Consider the following 18914-nt stretch of genomic DNA (forward strand, 5'->3'; position numbering starts at 1 on the left):
GTGTGAGGTTCTGGTTATCGATGCGCACGGTTGTTTTCATGGTGATGGCTTTGGCGCTCGCGCTGCCGGTGCTGCCGGTTTCGGCGGGCGGCGTGGAGCGGCGGGTGCGCGACCTTGTGGAGGCGGGCGAGATCGTGCCGTTCGAGACGATCAGGCAGCGGGTATCGCGCGAGGTGCGGGGCAGCTATATGGGGGTCGAGTTTGATGAACCGACGCTGACCTACCGGTTTCGCTTCATGGCGGACGGCGAAGTGATCAATGTCGATGTCGATGCGCGGACCGGGCAGCGGCGGCGGCAGAGCCAGCGTTTTTGAGGAGACGGCATGCGGGTTCTGATTGTCGAGGATGAGCCGAATCTGCTGCGCCAGCTGAAGGCGGCGCTGGAAGGCGCGGGCTATGCCGTGGACACGGCGAGCGACGGTGAGGACGGGCATTATCTCGGCTCGACCGAGAGCTATGACGCCGTCGTCCTCGACCTGGGCCTGCCGGAGATGGACGGGCTGACGGTGCTGGAGCGCTGGCGCAAGGAAGGCCATGCGATGCCGGTGCTGGTGTTGACGGCGCGCGACCGCTGGAGCGACAAGGTGGCGGGGCTGGATGCGGGCGCCGATGATTATCTGGCCAAGCCGTTTCAGACCGAGGAGCTGGTGGCGCGGCTGCGGGCGCTGATCCGGCGCGCGGCGGGGCAGGCCTCTTCGGAGCTGAGCGCGGGCGATGTGCGGCTGGATGCGCGCTCGGGGCGGGTGACGCTGGAGGGCGAGCCGGTGAAGCTGACGGCGCAGGAATTCAAGCTGCTGTCTTACCTGATGCACCACAAGGGCAAGGTGGTGAGCCGAACCGAGCTGATCGAGCATATCTATGATCAGGATTTTGACCGGGATTCGAACACCATCGAGGTGTTCATCACGCGCATCCGCAAGAAGCTGGGTGCGGATCTGATCAGCACGACACGCGGTCTTGGCTACAGTCTCAACGACAGCTGAAGCGGGCGTGCCTGCCAGAAAGCGGCGGCCCGGAGAGCGGAGACTTTCGCTGTCGAAATCGCTGCGGGTCCGGATGATTGCGCTGGCGGCGGCGTGGATTGTGCCGCTGCTGGGGCTGGGCGGCGTGGTGCTTGACCGGGTGCTGGTCAATGCGATTACCGAGAATTTCGACCGGCAGCTGGAATTTGCGCTGACCGCCATGGTGTCTTCGGCCGATCTGGATGAGCAGGGCGAGGTGCGGTTTTTGCGGCCCCTTGGCGACCAGCGGTTTTTCGAGCCTTATTCGGGGCTTTACTGGCAGGTGACGGCCGAGGGGCAGGAGAGCTTTCGCTCACGCTCGCTGTGGGACCGGCTGCTGGGGCCCGCGCCCGCGCCGGATTGCCGCGAGCCGTGCCGCTATGCCAGCCGGCGTTTCGAGGGCGAGCCGCTGCGCGTGGTGGGGCGGCATGCGCGGCTGCCGGGCGCCCAGACGGTGTTTTATTTTCAGGTCGCCGAATCGACGCGCGACCTTGACCAGCAGGTGAGCCAGATCAGGGCCTTTCTGTTCTGGTTTCTGGGGCTGCTGGCGCTGGGGCTGCTATCCTTGTCGGCGCTGCAATCGACTTATGGGCTGTCGCCGCTGGGGCGGGTGAGCCGGGCGATCGTGGCCATTCGCTCGGGCGAGGCACGGCGGGTGGACGAGGATTTTCCCGACGAGATTGCGCCGCTGGTGGGCGAGATCAACGAGCTTCTGGAGCATGGCGAGGAGCAAGCGGCGGCCGCCCAGCGCCACGCCGGCAACCTGGCACATGCGCTGAAGACGCCGATGAGCGTGCTGATGGGCGAGGCGCAGGCGCGGGCCGACCCACTGGCCGAGACGGTGGAGGCGCAGGTGAACATCATGCGGCGCCATGTCGACCATCAGCTGGCCCGCGCCCGGGCCATGGGGCGGCGGGGCGATTCGGCGGCGCGCACGGCGGTATGGCCGAGCCTGCAGGCGATTGCGCGCACCGTGGGGCGGATTCATGCGGCACGCGGGGTGACCATCGACATTGCCGGCGACAAGGCGGCGGTGTTTCGCGGCGAGCAGCAGGACCTTGAGGAGATGCTCGGCAATCTGATCGACAATGCCGCGTTGCATGGCGGCGGGCGGGTGTTTGTGACGGTGGCGCGCAGCGGCGAGACGGTGGAGATTTTGATTGAGGATGACGGGCGCGGGATTGCCGAGGCCGACCGTGACAAGCTGTTTGCCCGCGGCGAGCGGCTTGACACCGACAAGCCGGGGACCGGGCTGGGGCTGGCGATCGTGCGCGATGTGGCGGAGATTTACGGCGGCGCGGTGATGCTGGAGGAGAGCGAGGATCTGGGCGGGCTTCTGGTGCGGCTGCGCTTGCCTGCGGCGGGTTAGCCTTTGGCGCCGCTGGCCTGATGGTGGCGGATGACTTCATCGATGATGAAGCGGAGGAATTTCTCGCTGAACTCGGGATCGAGGTTGGCCGAGACGGCGAGCGCGCGCAGGCGGGCGACCTGGGCGGCCTCGCGCTTGGGGTCTGCGGCGGGCAGGCCGGTGCTGGCCTTGTGGCGGCCCACGGCCTGGGTGATCTTGAAGCGCTCGGCGAGCATGAAAATGAGCGCGGCATCGATGTTGTCGATGCTCTGGCGATATTGCTGAAGAAGGTCGTCGGCCATGCTGCGCTCCGGTGTTGATCTGCCCTCTACCTTTGCGGCGGATGGGCGCGGACGCAAGCGCCGGACTTGCGCCAAGGCGCATCAGCGCTATTGAAGGCACTGTGACGGCTGACGTTCTTCCCTTGCGCCCGCGCGGCACCCCCTCGATGGCCAGCCTGATGGCGCTGACCGGGCCGGGGCTGACGGCGGTGAATCATGTGATCATCGACCGGATGCAGTCTCCGGTGGCGCTGATTCCGGAGCTGGCGGGGCATCTGATTGCCGGCGGCGGCAAGCGGCTGCGGCCGATGCTGACGCTGGGCTGCGCGGCGATGCTCGAATATGCGGGCACGCGCCACCACAAGCTGGCAGCCGCCGTGGAGTTCATTCACACCGCCACGCTGCTGCATGATGATGTGGTGGATGCCTCGGGGCTGCGGCGCGGCAAGGCGACGGCCAACCGGCTGTGGGGCAACCCCGCGAGCGTGCTGGTGGGGGATTTCCTGTTCAGCCGCTCATTTGAGCTGATGGTTGAGGATGGCTCGCTCAAGGTGTTGAAGATCTTGAGCTCGGCATCGGCGGTGATTGCCGAGGGCGAGGTGGCGCAGCTGACGGCGCAGCGCGATGTCGAGACCAGCGAGGACCGGTATCTGGAGATCATCTCGGCCAAGACGGCGGCGCTGTTTGCCGCTGCCTGTCAGATTGCCGGTGTGGTGGCCGAGCGTGGGGCGGCGGTGGAAGAGGCGCTGGAGGCCTATGGCCGCAATCTGGGCATCGCCTTTCAGCTGGTGGATGATGCGATCGACTATGTGTCGGACGCGGACACCATGGGCAAGGATGTGGGCGACGACTTCCGCGACGGGAAGGTGACGCTGCCGGTGATTTTGGCCTATGCGCGGGGCGACGCGAAGGAGCGCGACTTCTGGCGCGAGGCGATGCGCGGCAAGCGGGTGGGTGACGAGGATCTGGCGCAGGCGCAGCTGCTGCTGCGGAAGAGCAATGCGGTGGCCGACACCATGGCGCGGGCGCGCCACTATGGAGCGCGGGCGATTGATGCGCTGGCGGGTTTTCCCGGCGGGCAGGCGCGCGATGCGCTGACGGAAACAGTGGAATTCGCCATCGCGCGCGCCTATTGAGCGGGGCATGACCCCGGCTCGCCTTTATCAACGCCCCAAGAGCGCCATGCAGAGCGGCAAGGCGCGGATGGGGGAATGGCTGCTCGAATGGGAGCGCGACGAGCCGCAGCGGCCCGACCCGCTGACCGGCTGGGCGGGATCAGGGGCGACCGAGACGCAGGTGCAGCTGCGGTTTCCCTCGAAGGAATCGGCGCTGGCCTATGCGAGCCGGCTCGGGCTTTCGGTCGAGATCATTCCGCTGGGGCCGCGCCGGCTGAAATTGCAGGCCTATTCGGACAATTTCAGATAGGCTCAGGTTTTGGCGCCCGTAGCTCAGCTGGATAGAGCACGTGCCTTCTAAGCTCGGGGTCGCAGGTTCGAGTCCTGCCGGGCGCGCCACCTATCAGAGGCTTTCGAGCGAACCTGCGGGTTTTTTGCTGGCCTGCTGGCGCAGGCGGGGGGTTCGAGTCCTGCCGGGCGCGCCACCTATCAGAGGCTTTCGAGCGAACCTGTCGGGTTGCGGTCAGTTGCCGGAGGTTTCGGGGGGGGCGAGGTTGTTGGAGAGGTAGGTGACGACCTCGTCATATTCCTGATCGGTGAGCTTGACGCCGTTGCCGACCATGATGCTGACGACTTCCATCCATTCATCGGGCGAACGGGGCTGGGCGGTGATGACCTCGACGCCGTGGCACCGGGTGCAATGGGCTTCGACCTGCTGCTTGCCGGGGGCTTCGGGGAGCGACAGGGTCTGGGCTGCAGCGGCGGCGGCGAGAGTTGCGGCGGCGATCAGGAGGAGTTGAACGCGGGGCATCTGCTGGCTCAGGGTGTTGGCGGTTCGAGGCGCAGCAGCATGCCGTCGCTGTCGTTGGGGCCGCGCAGCCGGCCTTCGGTCAGCACGTAGAGATGGCCGTCCGGGCCCTGGCGGATGTCGCGGAAGCGGACGCCGAGTTCGCTGAGCATGGTGTCACCCTGGCGGAGAAAATCGCCCTGGATGACCATCTGGGCGATCATCTTGGAGCTGGCGCCGGCGACGAGCAGGCTGTTCTTCAGGCGCGGGAAGTGACTGCCGGTGTAGAAGAGCATGTTTTCCGGGTTGAACGGCGGGTTCCAGAAATAGAGCGGGTCGTCCATGCCGTCGCGGTGGAAGGGCTGGTCGGAGACCGGGCTGCCGGAATAGTGGCGGCCGAGCGAGACCAAGGGCCAGCCATAATTGTGGCCCGGCAGGATGCGGTTGATCTCGTCGCCGCCGGCGGGGCCGAATTCGGACGCCCACATCTCGCCCGTTTTGGGGTGCCAGGCGATGCCATAGACGTTGCGGTGGCCGCTGCTGTAGATTTCCGGCAGCGCGCCCGGCGTGTTGATGAAGGGATTGTCGGGCGGGGCCGAGCCATCATCCCGCACGCGCAGGATCTTGCCGATGTGGCTCCCGAGCTTTTGCGCTTGCGGGCGGGCGCTGGACTGGTCGTTGCGGGTGGTGCCGTCCCGGTCTCCGACGCTGATGTAGAGCATTCCGTCCGGGCCGAAGATCAGCCGGCCGCCATAGGTGCCGAGCGGGCTTTCCCAGGCTTCGGTGACGATGATGTCCTTGACTTCGGTCAGCACCGTGCCGTCGAAGCGGGCGCGAAGGACGGCGAGCGTGGTGCCTTTCTCTGGCTCGCGGTCTTTGGTGTAGGCGATGTAGAGCAGGCGGTTGCGGGCGAAATCGGGGTGGAGGACGATGTCGTGGAGGCCGCCCAGCCCGACATTGTTGAGGGCGGGCAGGCCGGCGACGGGCGCGGGATCGAGCACGCCGTCCCGGAGGAGGCGCAGGCGGCCGGGCCGCTCGGTGATGAGCATCGTGCGGCCGTCTGGCAGGAATACCAGGCCATCGGGGTGGGACAGGCCTTCGGCGAGCTTGACGACGCGGACCGCCATGCCGCCCTTGCTCTGGAGCGTGACGGGGCCATCGACGGCGGCGCCGGTGAGCGCGTCGGGCGGATAATTGCGGGCGATTTCGGCAGGGGTGAGCGGGGCGGTGACGCCCGGGGTGACGATCTCAGACTGGGTGGTCTGAGCGGCGAGGGGCTGCACCGTCAGGGCGGCAGCGGCGAGGGTGATAAGCGGGTATCGGGGCATGGGGGATCCTGCTGGTTTCAATCGAGGGCGAGGGCGACAAGCTCGGCCGGGTGATCGACGCCGGCGACGCCGACGACGATATATTGCTTGCCGCCGTGCATGTAGGTGATGGGCGGCGAGGTGGTGCCGGCGCCGAGATCGGCTTCCCAGACGACCGCGCCGGTCTGCTTGTCATAGGCGCGGAACATCGGCCCGCCGCTCAGCTTTGGGATGCTGAGGCCGACCATGTCGCCTTCGCCGATGAACAGGAAGGACTTGGTGAGCAGCGGGGCGGCGCGGCCGGCCTGACCGAGCGGCGGCAGGTCGAGGCCCTTGAGGGCGGGATGATCCCGCGGGCCGCCGCCATTGGGGACCATCCAGAGATGATCGCCGCTGTTCATGTCGATGGCGGTGATCCGGCCATAGGGGGGCTTGACCATGGGCAGGCCCTGCGGCCCTTCCATATAGAGGCTGTCTTCGGGCGGGCGGACGTAATTGTCCCGGCCGATCCAGGGGACGCTGACCGACGGGATATAGGCGATGCCGGTTTCGGGATCGAGCGCGGCGCCGGTCCAGTTGGCACCGCCGACCCAGCCGGGCAGATAGAGGGTGCCGAGCTTGCCGTCCGGGCCGCCGGCGACCGAGGGCGGCGTGTACATGGGGCCATGGACATAGCGGCTGAGGATCTGCACGGCTTCGGCGCGCAGCGCGGGGGTGAAGTCGATCAGCTGGTCCTCGGTCATGCCCTGACGGTCGAAGGGGGCGGGCTTGGCGGGGATGGGCTGGGTGGGCGAGGCCTTTTCGCCGGGCATGGTGGAGGCCGGGACTGGCGTTTCGACGACCGGGAACAGCGGTTCGCCGGTGGCGCGGTCGAAGGCGAAGACATAGGCCATTTTGGTGACCTGGATGGCGGCCTTGCGCAGCTGGCCATTGACCTTGATGTCGGCCAGCATCGGCGGGGAGGGCAGGTCATAATCCCACAGGTCGTGGTGGACGGTCTGGAAATGCCAGACTTTCCTGCCGGTCTTGACGTCGAGGGCGACGAGTGAATTGGCGTAGAGATTGTCGCCGGGGCGGGCGACGCCGTAATAATCGTTGGAGGGGGCGCTGAGTGGCAGATAGACGAGGCCGAGCGCTTCATCGGCGCTGAAGGCCGACCAGACCTTGGTCTTGCCGCCTTGCCGCCAGGAGTCGTTTTCCCATGTCTCGACGCCGGGCTCGCCTTCGCGCGGGATGGTGTGGAAGGTCCAGAGCAGCTTGCCGCTGCGCACATCATAGCCGCGGACATCGCCCGGCAGCGAGGCCTTGTTGATGTCGCCCGTGCCCAGCGCGATGGGCTGGCCGCCGACGATGATGACATCGTTGACGACGATGGGCGCGGGCGCGTTCCAGGAAAAGACGGTGCGGGAGACGCCGCGCAGATCGACGCGGCCCTTGTCGCCGAAGGTCTCGATGAGCGCGCCGGTGCGGGCATCGAGCAGCATCAGCGAGGAGCCGCGCACGGTGACGATGCGGCGCGCGTCGCCCTCGCCCCAGAGCGCCAGCGCGCGGCTGGCCCCGGCCCGGCGCGCCGATGTTTCGCCCGGGATATCGGCCTGCCGCCAGATCACCTTGCCGCTGGCGGGATCGCGCGCTTCGACCTGTCCGAGCTGGTTGCTGATATACATGACGCCGCCAGCGACCAGCGGCGCGTTGCGGAAATTGTTGGAGGCGACGAGGCCGGGGTTTTCGGCGCGCACGGCGGGATCGAGCGCGGGGGCGCGCCAGACGACCTTGAGCCGGGCGATGGTCTCCGGGTTGATCTGGTCGAGGGCGGAATATTTGGTGTCGCCGATGTCGCCGCCGAAATGCGCCCAGTCCGGCGCGGCCTGCGCATGCGCCGTGGACGCGCAGAGCGCGAAGGCGAGCGCGATGGCTTTGCGTTTCAGCGCCTGCATGAGGTCTGTCTCCTGTCTTGCTGCACCCTCAATAGCCGATCGCATAGCCCATGCGGCGGGGGTCGGAGCCGGCGGTTTTCGTGCCATGCTCGGATTGCAGCACGGCCTGGATGCTGCCGATCGCATAGGGGCCGACGCGCTTGACCCTGTGCCCCATGGCCTGGAGGGCGGCGAGGCTTTCGGCAGGAAAACGGGATTCGAGCTGCACCGTGACCGCAGCGCCCGGCGTGTAGAAACCCGGCTCGGCATCGAGCGCGAGCCGCGGCGCCTCGATCGCCGCCTGCACCGGCAGGCCCCTGTCGATGACGTTGATCAGATACTGGAACTGCGTCTGGCCGATGGTTTCGCCGCCGGGTGTGCCGAAGACCATCTTGAACCGGCCCTCGTGGCGCACGATGATCGGGCAATTGCCGAGCAGGGGAATCTGGCCGCCGCGAACGAAATTGGGATGGTCGGGGTAGGGCGCGGTCGAGCCGATGCGCAGGCCGTTGTTACAGAACATGCCGGTTTCGCCCATGATCACACAGGCGCCGAAGCCGCCGCCCAGCGTGGTGGTGACCCCCACGGCATTGCCTTCGCTGTCGGTGATCGAGAGGTTGGTGGTGTCGCCCGGCACGCGCGGCGTGGCATCGAGCGGGCGCGGGCCGGCGCGCGCCGTGCCGATAGCGGCGCCGGTGGGAAAGACGCCGGCCCGGGCGGGATTGATGAGACGGCGGCGCTGATCGGCGAACGCCTTGGAAATGAGGGTTGAAACCGGCGTGGGGAAGGCGGCCGGATCAGCGGCATAGCGATAGACATCGGCCTTGGTGACCTTGATGCATTCAGCGATCAGGTGCAGCGCCTGGGGGCTGTCGGGCGCGAGGGCGGCGATGTCGAACCCTTCGAGCAGGTTGAGCTGTTCACAGGTCTCGAGCCCGGTGCGCGAGGTGAGCGGGGAGCAGATGACCTCATGGCCGCGGTAGCTGGTGGACAGCGGGTCGCGCCATTGGGGCTTGTAGTCGCGCATGTCGGCCAGGCGCAGCCAGCCGCCATTGGCGCGGGAGAAGCGGTCCATCTCCTGCGCGATGGGGCCGGTGTAGAAATGGTCATAGGCGGCCATCAGCGCGCGGTCGCGGCTGGCGCCGCCTTTGAGCGCAGCAGTTTCGGCATCGGCCAGCGCCTGAAAGCTGCGGGCCAATGGCAGATTCTTGAACATCGCGCGCGGCGCGGGGGGGCGCCCGCCGGGAAAGTAGATCGCTGCTGTGGTCGGATATCTTGTCAGCCGGGCTTGCTGGCGGATGATGGCGGCGGCGATCGAGGGATCGAGCGGATGACCATCGCGGGCATAGCCGATGGCGGGCTCGAGAAGGGTGGCCAGTGGCAGCCGGCCATAGCGGCGCGCCAGCTCGATCCAGCCGCCGAATGCGCCGGGGGTGACGACGGCCTTCGGGCCGGCGGTGAGATCGGCGGGAGTGGCGCTTGGCTCGACAAGGCGCGGTGCGGCGCCGGTGAAGGCGAGGGCGGTGATCTTGCCGGTCTTGCCTTCGAGCACGGTGGCAAGCCCGTTGCCGGCGGCCCCCGAGGCCCATGGCTCGACGACATTGAGGACCGCCATGGCTGCCACCGCGGCATCGGCGGCGGTGCCGCCCTGCATCAGCATGCGCACGCCGGCCATGGAGGCGAGCGGATGGCCGGCGGCGACGACGCCGTTGGGGCCTGCGACTTCGACCCGGTGCTGGGCGACGGCATCGGGGGCGGATTGCGGGGCGTCGGGGGCCTGCCGGCCGACGCCGGCTTCGGTGACCCCGGCCAGTTGAGCACTTGCCGACTGGGCGGCGGCGAGCGAGACGGCGGCGCCCGAAAGCCCGCCGAGCAGGATTTGCCGTCGATCAAGGCCCCGGCTGCTGGTCGCGTCGTCCGGTGTGGAGTCGCTGGTCATGTTGGTGATCCCCGAAAAAGAATGGCTCTGGATGCGGCGCTGGAGGGGTCCTGATGCTCAGGCGTCAGCAGATGGGCCTTATTGCGGCATCGCAATCAGGGGTTTGCCGTCCTGCTTGTAGATGACGCCGTTCTTGATGACGGTGTTGACGAACATCAGGTTGCTCAGCCGGTGATAGACCGGGTCGCCGGGGACGACGATGATGTCGGCGAGCTTGCCGGGCTCGATGGCGCCGGTCTGGGGGTTGTCCATGATGCGGGCGTTGACGCGGGTCGTGTCGGCGATGACTTCGAGCACCGGCAGGCCTTCGTCGACCAGCGCCTTCATTTCGCGGATCAGGCCGTCGGTGTTGAAGTTCATCGGCGTGCCGCTGTCGGTGCCGACGCCCATCATGGCATTCAATTCGATCCACTGCTTGACCAGCGGGCTGCGGAAGCGGGCCTGACGGGTGATGCTGGCGAAATAGCTGTCGGAGGGCCAATGTTCGAAGGACTTTTGCATGGCGTCCCAGATGTCGGCGGGAAACAGGCTCTTGAGGACGGGGTCTTCGAGGCGGCCGGGGAACGCGACGGTCTCGGGATAGACATAGCTGCGGTGGGCGGCGGTGAGGACGACGGGGCGGTTGGTGCCGGCGATGGCGCGGACCAGTTCGGGATCATAGGTGGGGCCGCCGCCGGAGCCCATGTGCTGGAAGACATCGACGCCGGCATCAAAGGCGTTGCGCACGTCCTGCTCGGCATAGAGATGGGCGTGGACCTTGATCTTGTTGGCGTGCGCGGCCTTGACGATGGCGAAATAGTCTTCGCGCGTCAGCCCGGCATGGGCCTTGATGACATCGACGCCCATTTTGAACAGGCGGTCCACGGTCTCCGCGCCCTCTTTCGGGCTGGTGATGACGGCCGAAGCTTCGGCCGGGAAGCCGGCGAAGGCGCGGCGGGTGACGAGCGGGCCGGAGACCTGCAGGCGCGGGCCGGGGACCTCGCCGGCGTTGATGCGCTTGCGCAGGCTGACACTCTCGATCGGCGTGCCGCCGAGATCGATGGCCGAGGTGATGCCGGACATCAGCATCTGATAGGCGGACAGCTCCATGATCTTTTCGATCGAGTATTTCTTGCCGTCGGTCCGCAGCCATTCGAACCAGGCGGCTTCATCGCCGTAGCCGACCATGAACAGATGGGCATGGGCATCGATGAGGCCGGGCATCATGGTCTGGCCGCTGGTGTCGATGATGGTGGCGCCGGCGGGGATGGGGATTTCGCTGGCCGGGCCGGCGGCGATGATGCGCTCGCCCTGGATGAGGACGGTGGCATGGTGGAGGGGCGGCACGCTGAGGCCGCTGATGAGCATGCCGCCGGTGAGCGCGGTGACTTTGGCGGGCTGGGCCTGAGCGGCAGGCGCGAACAGGGCGAGGGCAAGCAGCAGCAGCGCTGTCAGCCGTGCGGCCATGGTGGTTGTCTCGCGCATCGCCTGTCCCCTTTTTCATTCCCCTGTCATGATCTTATAGCCCGGCGGACGGCGCTGTCACCTGTCAGCCTGAGCGGGCGCTGAGGGCGGCCGGGCGGCCGGGCGGCAGAGCGAGGCTTTGGGCGGGGAGCTTGTCGGGTGGCGGCTCGGCCGGGGCGGGGACGGGCGGGCGCACGGGGGTGTGCATGTCGGCCTTCCAGATGCGCGAGAGCAGCGACCATGTGACCTGCCAGACCGAGGGCTGGAGGCGCGCGACATTGGCGCCGCTGGTGAACAGGCGGACGATCAGCCGATCACGCACGGCGCTGTCTGTTGTGGAAAAGGCGATGCCGACGAGACCGCGGGCGCGGCGGGCGACCTGGCCTTCGAGCGTGCCGACGCCGGCGATGCGGACGCGGACGGCCTCGCCCGCGCGCAGGCTTTCGGCATCGCCGACGGCAGCGACGCCGATGCCCGAGAGCGACAGGTCGAGCCCCCGCGCCCAATAGAGCAGCGCGCCGCTTTGCGGGCTGGCGTCGCGGCGCCAGACGGCGACGGGTTCATCGATGGCGAAACGCTCTTCGGCGCGCGGGCTGGGGCGGCCGATGCAGAGCATGGCGGCGAGGAACAGCACCAGCACATTGAGTGCGCCCCAGAAGGCGACCATCGGCACCAGCGCGCCCTGGGCAACGATGCGCCAGTCGGGCAGGGCGTTGATGGTGAGGCCGGCCATGGTGGCGAGCATGAGCGCTGTGCAGGCGAGGAAGATGCCGCGCTCCATGCCGCCGCCGCCGGCGTCGCTGCCCTTGGGGGTGACCTTGAAGGCATGGCCATGCGGTTGCCACAGCGTCTTGAGGATGACGGGGAGCAGCTTGAAGCTCTGGAAGGTGCCGAGCACGAGCGAGGCGATGGGGTAGTAGCGGCCCTGCCCGAGCAGGACGATGCCGCCGACCTGCGCCACCACCATGGGCAGGAGGAAGAAGATGGCGCTTTCGGCCGTGACGCCGACCAGCGGCGGCACGTCGAGGAACAGGAACACCAGCGGCGAGACGAGCGCGAGGAGCAGCATCAGCGCCTGGCTGGCCCAGGCGGTGGGCATGAAGAACAGCCGCTCGCGCAGGCGCAGGCCCGGGCCCAGCGGGCCTTCCTTGAGAAATAGCAGCTGGATGCCGCCCTGCGCCCAGCGGGCGCGCTGGACGAAGAAGGCGGTCATGCTTTCGGGCGCCAGGCCATAGGCCAGCGGCTCGCTCAGATAGCGGGTGACATAGCATTTTCTGAGCATGACGAGGGTGAGCAGCATGTCTTCGGTGATCGAGCCGCCGGGCAGCTTGCCGCCCACCGCGGTCATGGCTTCGCGGCGGATGATGCCGTTTGAGCCGCAGCAGAAGGCGGCGTCCCAGCCATCACGGCCGGGCATGATCGCTTCGAAGAAGAAGCGCTGGTCATCGGGCACGGCGTCGCGCAGCGCCAAATTCTGTTGCAGCGGGTCGTGGTTGTAGAAGCTGTGCGGCACTTGCACGATGCCGACGTTCGGCGCCTCGAAAAAGCCCATGGTGCGGATCAGCCAGTTTCGCTGCGGCACGAAATCGGCATCGAGCACGGCCATGAAGGGGGCCTCGGTCTTTTCCAGCGCATGGTTGATGTTACCCGCTTTGGCATGGGCATTGTCGGGGCGAATGATGTAGCCCGCACCCTTGGCGCGGCACCAGTCATGCAGCCAGGCGCGGCGGCCATCATCGGCAACCCAGACGCGGACATCGGGCCAATCAAGGGCCAGCGCGCCGATGATGGTCTTTTCGAGCACGGCGAGCGGCTCATTGTAGGTGGCGATAACGACATCGACGGCGGGCAGGGCGGACGGGGGCAGGGCGCGCAGCCGGGCTTCATGGGCATCGGCCTCGGGGGTGCGATCGGTGCGGCGGACGAGGGCGGCATAGAGGATGGCGGAATCGAAATGGCCGAGAAGCTCGACGGCGAGGACCAGCAGGGCGAAGGCGAGGGCCGGCCATGGGGCGGACCAGGGGACGGTGATGGTGAGCCGCCACCAGCCATAGACCAGCGCGACGGCGCCGACGCCGGCGGCGATGAGCAGGCGGTTTCGCGGGCGCGTGCGGTCGAGAAGGGGCAGGCCGATGAGCGCGGCCGTGACCAGCAGCAGCGGTGCGAACACCAGCCAGGGCGAGGCCAGCTGGATGGCCGGCATCAGCCCTGCCAGCGGGAAAAGCGGACCTCGGCCAGCCGGCCGATGTCGCAGCGGCGCGCGGCGCTGCCCTGCGCGGTGGCGGGGATGGCGATGGCGACGGTGAGCGCCAGGGCATCGCGGTTGGCATCATCGGCGGCGACGAGTGCGGCGTCGCGGCGCGCGGCGGCGCCGGTGACGCCCATGATCCGGCCCTCGAGCCATTCATCGCTGCCGATCAGCCGGACGCGCGCCGGGCTGCCGGGCTGCATCGCCTCCATGCGCCGCTCGGGCAGGGTGACTTCGACGAAGCGGTGGGCGCAGTCGGCGAGCTCAAGCAGGGTGTCGCCGCTGCTGACGCTCTGGCCGGGCGAGACGAGGGTGCGCCAGACGATGCGGTCGGCCGGCAGCAGCGCTTCATAGGCGGCCGCTGCCTTCAATCGCGCCTGCTCGGCGGCGACCCGGCGGGTGAGTTCGGCCAGATGGGCGCGCGCCGTGGTGGCGCTGGTCTCCACCTCCTGCCGGCGCAGCATCAACCGGTCGCGCTGCTGCTCGGCATAGGGGAAGTCCTGCCCGGCATTGCCCAGATAAAGCCCGGCGCGGGCGGCCTGCATTTCCTGCGTGTTCGCTGCGAGCCGGGCTTCGAGCGCGGTGCAGCGCGCCGCGGTTGCGGCGGCGGCGCCGCGGGCGCGGTCCCGCACCGTGTTGGTGGCGAAGCGCTGGGCGGCGAGCGTCTCGATGCGGTCGAGTTGCTGCCGGGCTTCGCGGGCTTCGGCGCGGCAGGCCTCGAGATCGGCCTGGGCGGCGTCGGCGGTGGCTTGCAGCCGGGCGACCGAGGCGGTTTCAAAGCGGCCGGCGCGGCTTTGCAGCCGCTGGTCGGCGGCCGCGATTTCGGCGAGCTGCTGTTCGGCCAATGCCAGGCCGGCTTCGAGCGCGGCCTTTTGATCGAGGAGCGCGCCGAGCCCGTCGGTGGCGAGCGCGCGGGCCTTGACCAGCACGGCGCGGCGCGGCCGGGCGAGATGCGCGCCGGGGGCGGGCAGGGCGGTGGTCACTTCGCCGCTGATGGGCGAGCTGATCCGGGTGAGCGGGGCATTGACCCAGGCCTCCCCGCCGACTTCATTGGCCATATAGGGCATGAACGCCCAGAGGCCCGTGGCCGCAAGGCTGACGGCCAGCGCGAGGCGCAGCCGCTTTGAGCGCGCGATGGTCTCGAGTCTGCCTGCCACTGTGTCCCTCCGGCCTGTTGGAGGGGATAACGGCCTTTTGGGGCGGGATTTGCGTGGCCTTGTGGCTCAAGGGGCGCCGGGTGCGAGGCGGAGCCTGAGCTGCGTGTCGGGTGCGGCGCGTGACAGGGTGACCGGGGGCGCCGCGCGGCTGCCGGCGCTCACTGTGTAGGGGCCGAAGGCAAGGCCCTCGAACAGCACATAGCCTTCGAAATCGCTGACGCTGCGGGCGACTTCGCGGCCCTCGGCATCGAGGAGCAGCGCGGGGACCCCGGACAGTGGCGTGTCATTCTGCGCGGCAGCCAGCAGGATGCGTGCCTCGATGCTCCCGGTTGGGCCAACCGGGATGGGCAGCCGGCGGATTTCGCCCGGGCGCAGGGCGACACGGTCGCCGGCGTGCGCCGGGCGCAGGGCGAAGTCGGGCAGTGAGGCGAGCTGGGTTTCGATGTCGACGGCCCGGCCGGCGGGCAGCGCGCGCAGGAGCATCTGGCCCGAGGCGTCGCTGGCTTCGCTGCGCAGGGCACTGCCGACAATGACCCGGCCCCCGCCGAGGCCGGCTTCGTCCGGACCGCGCGCGCCGTCGCCATCTTCATCGATGAACATGTCGGCAAGAACCGCACCGCTTTGCGTGAGGCCGGCAGGCGCAGCGTGCCAGCGCCCCTGATTTTGCCACAGCCCGACGACCAGGCCGAGGCCGAACCGCCAGCCGTCCTGGCCGTTGGCGATGCCGGCCGACAGGCCCAGCGGCCCGAGCCGATGATTGACCGAGATGCCGCCGCTCAGCCGGCGGGCATTGGCCTGCCATCCGAGATCGAGATTGATGGCACCCTGGGCGCTGGTGCGCGCCGCGCTGAGCGTGGTGCCGCCGAGGCGCCAGCCGCGGTCGTTGATGGCATCAAGGCCGCCACGCAGCCGCCACCGGCCCCAGCCGCCGCTCACCCCGAGAATGGCGTTGCCTTGCCAGACGGCTTGTGCAGGATCGGCCGCCGTGCGGGGGGTGTTGGCCGATTGGCGGGTGACGCCAAGCGCGGCGCTGGCCTGCCAGCTGGCAAGCGGCAGCGCCAGGCGGGCGGCGAGTGTCTGCTGCTGGCCACCGCTGCGCCGGGTGGCGGATTGCAGGCGCATTTGCCACGGCAGGCTGTGACGGCCGAGCGCCAGCCGGCCCTGGCCACCAAGGGCCATGAGATCGGCGAATTCGCGGACCAGCGGCGGTTGCGCCGGGCCATTGTCCCGCCCATGGCGGGCAAGGTCGAGCTGCAGGTCGTTTGCGCCGATGCGCCGGGCCATTCGCAGTGCCGCGCCGATGCCGCCCTGGCTGTCGCGCGCCAGCGTTGCTGCCCAGAGCGTCTCGGCATGGGCGCCGCGCAGGCCCATCGACAGCGCAGGTGTGCCGGCCAGCGGCGCGCGCAGATCCAGTCGCGCGGTCAGGCTGGGGGCGACGCCCCAGCCCAGCGTGGCGAAGCCGGCGGCGCCGCTGGGCGTCTGGTTGGGCGCGGCGCCGAAAAGCGGCGTGCCGCCGTCGATCATGCCGAAGCTGTAATCGACTTCGTTCTCGGCGTTCATCTCGGTGCCGACAAGGCGCGAGAAGACCTGCTCGCGGGTCTCGCCATAAGGGCCGTAGAGGCGCACGATCCAGCGGTTTTCACCGATCCGAACAGGCAGGCTGGCGAAGCGCCAGTTGCCGGCGGCATCGGCTGCGCGGGTGACATCAACCAGACGGTCTTCGTGCCAGAGCTCGGCCTCCCAACCGGGCGGCAAGGGGCCGAAGAGGTCGATCTCGTCGACCAGATCGGCGCGCCAGGCTGGCCTTGAGGCGATAACCAGCCCGCGCCCGGACAGGACATCGGCGATCAGCGGCTGGGCCGGGACGCCGATATCACCAAAGGCGATGGTGCGCGCGCCCAGCGGGCCGAGGAGATCGGGTGTATCACGGGCCTGGGTCAGGGTGAGGCCCGCGGCGACGGCGCCGCGACCGGCGAGGCGCAGGCTGGCGCGGCCGGCGAGGCCAAGCAGCTCGCCGCTGGCCACGGCGGCAGCAGCGACATCACGGCTGTCGCCGCTGGCCACCATGTCAAGCGCGAGATCAGCGCTCCATAGCCGGGCCAGTGCCGAGGGGGCTGGCTGAAGGGCGAAGACCGGGCGCGCGGCCTCCGGATGCAGCCGGGCTTGCCGTTCGGCGCGCTCGAGACGCATCAGCACCGGCAACGGGGCCTGGGCTGCGAGGATCAGCTGCTGGCTGACCCGGTCGTGGGTGAGGCTGAGCGGCAGGTAGCGGGGCAGGTCTTCAAGCGGCAGGCAGGCGCCGCCGGGGGCTGGCTGGAGCGCTGCGTCTGGAATGATGACGGTGCGCTGCGGGGCGGGAAGCATGATGGACAGGCCTGCACCTTCGGCATCATTCGAGGGTGAATGGGCAAGTTCGAGGGCATCGAGCAGGGGCGCGAGCGCCACGCAACCGCCGGTCCTGTTGGCGACCGCCTCATGGAAGGGCAGGGCATCGGCGATCTGCTGTCGGCCGGCGAACAGGCTGGGCAAGGCGAGGCCGTCGGTGGCGCCCGGACGGCTGCCACGCTCGGCGGCGGGATCGACGCCGAACAGCGTGTCGAACAGCGTCTCTGGCGAGGCCGGGTCGGTGGCGGGCGGTGGGGCCGGTGGCTCGGGCGCCGATGGGGGGATCGCGCGGGCGGGGCAGGCGGCGGCCAGCACGGTGAGCGCGAGCAGGGCCATCCACCGCCCGCCGGCAGGCAGGCGGCGGCGCATGATCGCTTCTGACAGCTCAGAGTGTGGCGCTGAGGCTGGCGAGCAAGGTGCCCAGCAGGGCCGGCTCGGCGCTGTCGGTGGAGATATAGGTGACGCGTACGGTCCTGCCGGTGAGGCGTGCCTTGATCTCGGCGGGCAGGGGCAGGATCACGTCGCGCTCGGTATTGGGTGTGTAGACGGCGACGCCGCGGACCAGCCAGGCCGGGTCCGTCTCGCCTTCGACGGTAAGAGCGATGTCGCCATAGGTCGAGCGGCTGCCCTGGCGGCTGAGCCTGACCACCAGCTGGTCACCGCCGGGTCCGGAAAGGGCGGCTGTGTCGACGGTGACCTGGGAGTCGAGCTTGCCGACGCGCAGGATGACCGGAATGGTGATCGAGCGGATGGCGATCAGTTCGATCGAGAGGCTGTTGTCAGCGGGCCGGGCGGCATCATCGAGGCTGCGGCCAGCGCTGATGGGCGCGGACATGAGCCGCAGATGGCTGCGATATTCGCCGGGTGCGAGGCTGGCGGCGCCAAGGCCGTCGGCGCCGGTTGCCATGATCCGCACGACCTGTCGGGCGCCCGGTTCAAGCACCAGCTGTCGCGGGGAGAAGCGCAGCTTGTCGGCTGCAAATTGTTCGCCGGGCCGCGGGTCGGGCGCGGCTTCGAGGCCGCCATCGATGCGCATGCGGCGATTTTCGATGGCCAGGCGGAAGGCAGCGGCTTCGCTGCCCTTGTTGACCAGAACCAGTTCGGCCGAGCGGGCATCGGGGGTGAGCACGACCCGGGTCGGGGCGACGAGCAGTTCGGCGGCGGCTGGCATGGCGGCGAGGGCCACCGCCAGCAGGGCGGCGGTGCAACGAAAGGCGTTCATGATGTCAGACCTCAGGGGCAGGGGGTGGTCTGCGAAGCAGGAAAGGGGGCTGGTTGCAGGTGCGGGTGACCGGCGGCGGTGCGCAATGACCGCCGCCGGGCACCCCCCCTGCCGGGAGCGGGATTACTGATATTCGACCGCGACGGTGAAGCTGCCCTTGTACTGGCCGGCTTCCTGGCGTGCCGCCACTTCGAGCGTGCCGCCGACGGTGAAGCTGTCTTCGCCCTTGCGCAGCTGGCCATCGGCCTGGGAGCCCGCGAAGTCATCGACGTTCATCGTCGTGCCATTGGCGTTGACGAGGCTGATGCTCTTGGGCAGCGAGATGGTGTAGAAAGCGTCCGCTTCACCGGTCACGGCAAAGGCGGCGGCGGTGTGGTCGCTGGTCAGGCAGGTCAGCGCCGGGCCGCAGTTGCGGCTGCCATCGGCATCGACAGAGACCTTGTCGGCGACCGTGGTCGACGGCGCGATGGTGCCGAAATAGAGATCGGCGGTGCGGGTGATTTCCAGCGGAGCGACGATCTTGGCGCCGGCGCCGGCTTCGGCGATGGCGGCCTGGGCGGCCCCGGCGGCGGCGAGAGCGACAAGGGCCGCGGCCCCGGCGAGCAGTTTGTTGGTCATGATCTGGTTTCCTTTTCGTGTTGGGTTGAACACCATCGGAAGAGGCCCGGTGGCTGACCGCGTTAATGTTTCGTTTATGCGCTGCTGTCTTGCGCGCGATGGGATGATCGCGGGCACCGAGGGATGGCAGGGGCTATCCCGGCGGGG

16 protein-coding genes and 1 tRNA gene are annotated in these 18914 nt (G+C 68.8%); 6 read left to right on the forward strand and 11 right to left on the reverse strand.

Annotated elements, in window-relative coordinates; translation table 11 throughout:
* Positions 1–20 precede the first annotated feature (20 nt).
* From ACMVO5_RS02630 to ACMVO5_RS02640, 3 genes are all read left to right on the forward strand, one after another.
* A complete protein-coding gene (locus ACMVO5_RS02630) occupies positions 21–314 on the forward strand; it encodes a PepSY domain-containing protein (protein WP_416908533.1) in 294 nt (97 codons plus the stop codon).
* A 9-nt stretch (positions 315–323) separates the two neighbouring features.
* The gene (locus ACMVO5_RS02635) at positions 324–983 is read left to right on the forward strand and encodes a response regulator transcription factor (RefSeq protein WP_416908534.1); all 660 of its coding nucleotides are present in this window, start codon (positions 324–326) and stop codon (positions 981–983) included.
* Between the two features lie 73 nt (positions 984–1056).
* Complete coding sequence (locus ACMVO5_RS02640; protein WP_416908535.1) at positions 1057–2370, forward strand: sensor histidine kinase; 1314 nt, start codon at positions 1057–1059, stop codon at positions 2368–2370.
* Here ACMVO5_RS02640 and ACMVO5_RS02645 read toward each other — a convergent pair.
* Complete coding sequence (locus ACMVO5_RS02645; protein ID WP_416908536.1) at positions 2367–2651, reverse strand: chorismate mutase; 285 nt, start codon at positions 2649–2651, stop codon at positions 2367–2369. The two genes, ACMVO5_RS02640 and ACMVO5_RS02645, sit on opposite strands and share 4 nt — an antisense overlap.
* A gap of 146 nt (positions 2652–2797) precedes the next feature.
* Between ACMVO5_RS02645 and ACMVO5_RS02650 the strand changes: the two genes are divergently transcribed.
* From ACMVO5_RS02650 to ACMVO5_RS02660, 3 genes are all read left to right on the forward strand, one after another.
* A complete protein-coding gene (locus ACMVO5_RS02650) occupies positions 2798–3766 on the forward strand; it encodes a polyprenyl synthetase family protein (RefSeq protein ID WP_416909283.1) in 969 nt (322 codons plus the stop codon).
* Between the two features lie 7 nt (positions 3767–3773).
* Positions 3774–4055 (forward strand): NADH dehydrogenase ubiquinone Fe-S protein 4, encoded by a 282-nt coding sequence (locus ACMVO5_RS02655; protein WP_416908537.1) that lies wholly within the window; start codon positions 3774–3776, stop codon positions 4053–4055.
* 12 nt (positions 4056–4067) lie between these two features.
* Positions 4068–4144, forward strand: a tRNA-Arg gene (locus ACMVO5_RS02660).
* 124 nt (positions 4145–4268) lie between these two features.
* Here ACMVO5_RS02660 and ACMVO5_RS02665 read toward each other — a convergent pair.
* The 10 genes from ACMVO5_RS02665 to ACMVO5_RS02710 form a co-directional block, all read right to left on the reverse strand.
* Positions 4269–4556: a hypothetical protein gene (locus ACMVO5_RS02665; RefSeq protein ID WP_416908538.1), complete on the reverse strand. Its 288-nt coding sequence runs from the start codon at positions 4554–4556 to the stop codon at positions 4269–4271.
* A gap of 8 nt (positions 4557–4564) precedes the next feature.
* Entirely contained in the window at positions 4565–5860 is a 1296-nt protein-coding gene (locus ACMVO5_RS02670; RefSeq protein ID WP_416908539.1) for a PQQ-dependent sugar dehydrogenase, read from the reverse strand.
* A gap of 17 nt (positions 5861–5877) precedes the next feature.
* Positions 5878–7776 (reverse strand): PQQ-binding-like beta-propeller repeat protein, encoded by a 1899-nt coding sequence (locus ACMVO5_RS02675; protein ID WP_416908540.1) that lies wholly within the window; start codon positions 7774–7776, stop codon positions 5878–5880.
* A gap of 28 nt (positions 7777–7804) precedes the next feature.
* Positions 7805–9694, reverse strand: coding sequence for a gamma-glutamyltransferase family protein (locus tag ACMVO5_RS02680; RefSeq protein ID WP_416908541.1), 1890 nt, complete (start codon positions 9692–9694; stop codon positions 7805–7807).
* A gap of 78 nt (positions 9695–9772) precedes the next feature.
* Complete coding sequence (locus tag ACMVO5_RS02685; protein ID WP_416908542.1) at positions 9773–11158, reverse strand: amidohydrolase family protein; 1386 nt, start codon at positions 11156–11158, stop codon at positions 9773–9775.
* Positions 11159–11222: 64 nt separating this feature from the next.
* Complete coding sequence (locus ACMVO5_RS02690) at positions 11223–13340, reverse strand: glycosyltransferase (protein WP_416908543.1); 2118 nt, start codon at positions 13338–13340, stop codon at positions 11223–11225.
* Complete coding sequence (locus ACMVO5_RS02695) at positions 13340–14542, reverse strand: HlyD family efflux transporter periplasmic adaptor subunit (RefSeq protein WP_416908544.1); 1203 nt, start codon at positions 14540–14542, stop codon at positions 13340–13342. Before ACMVO5_RS02695 ends, ACMVO5_RS02690 begins: the two co-directional genes overlap by 1 nt.
* Before the next feature lie 66 nt (positions 14543–14608).
* Positions 14609–17296 carry a hypothetical protein gene (locus ACMVO5_RS02700; protein WP_416908545.1) on the reverse strand — a complete coding sequence of 896 codons (2688 nt, stop codon included), beginning with the start codon at positions 17294–17296 and terminating at the stop codon, positions 14609–14611.
* Between the two features lie 16 nt (positions 17297–17312).
* Positions 17313–18149, reverse strand: a complete 837-nt coding sequence (locus ACMVO5_RS02705; protein ID WP_416908546.1) for a molecular chaperone — start codon at positions 18147–18149, stop codon at positions 17313–17315.
* 123 nt (positions 18150–18272) lie between these two features.
* On the reverse strand, positions 18273–18767 hold the full coding sequence (locus ACMVO5_RS02710) for a DUF4402 domain-containing protein (RefSeq protein ID WP_416908547.1): 495 nt from the start codon (positions 18765–18767) through the stop codon (positions 18273–18275).
* Positions 18768–18914 lie beyond the last annotated feature (147 nt).

Source organism: Polymorphobacter sp. (assembly GCF_048007885.1).
Lineage (GTDB): Bacteria > Pseudomonadota > Alphaproteobacteria > Sphingomonadales > Sphingomonadaceae > Sandarakinorhabdus.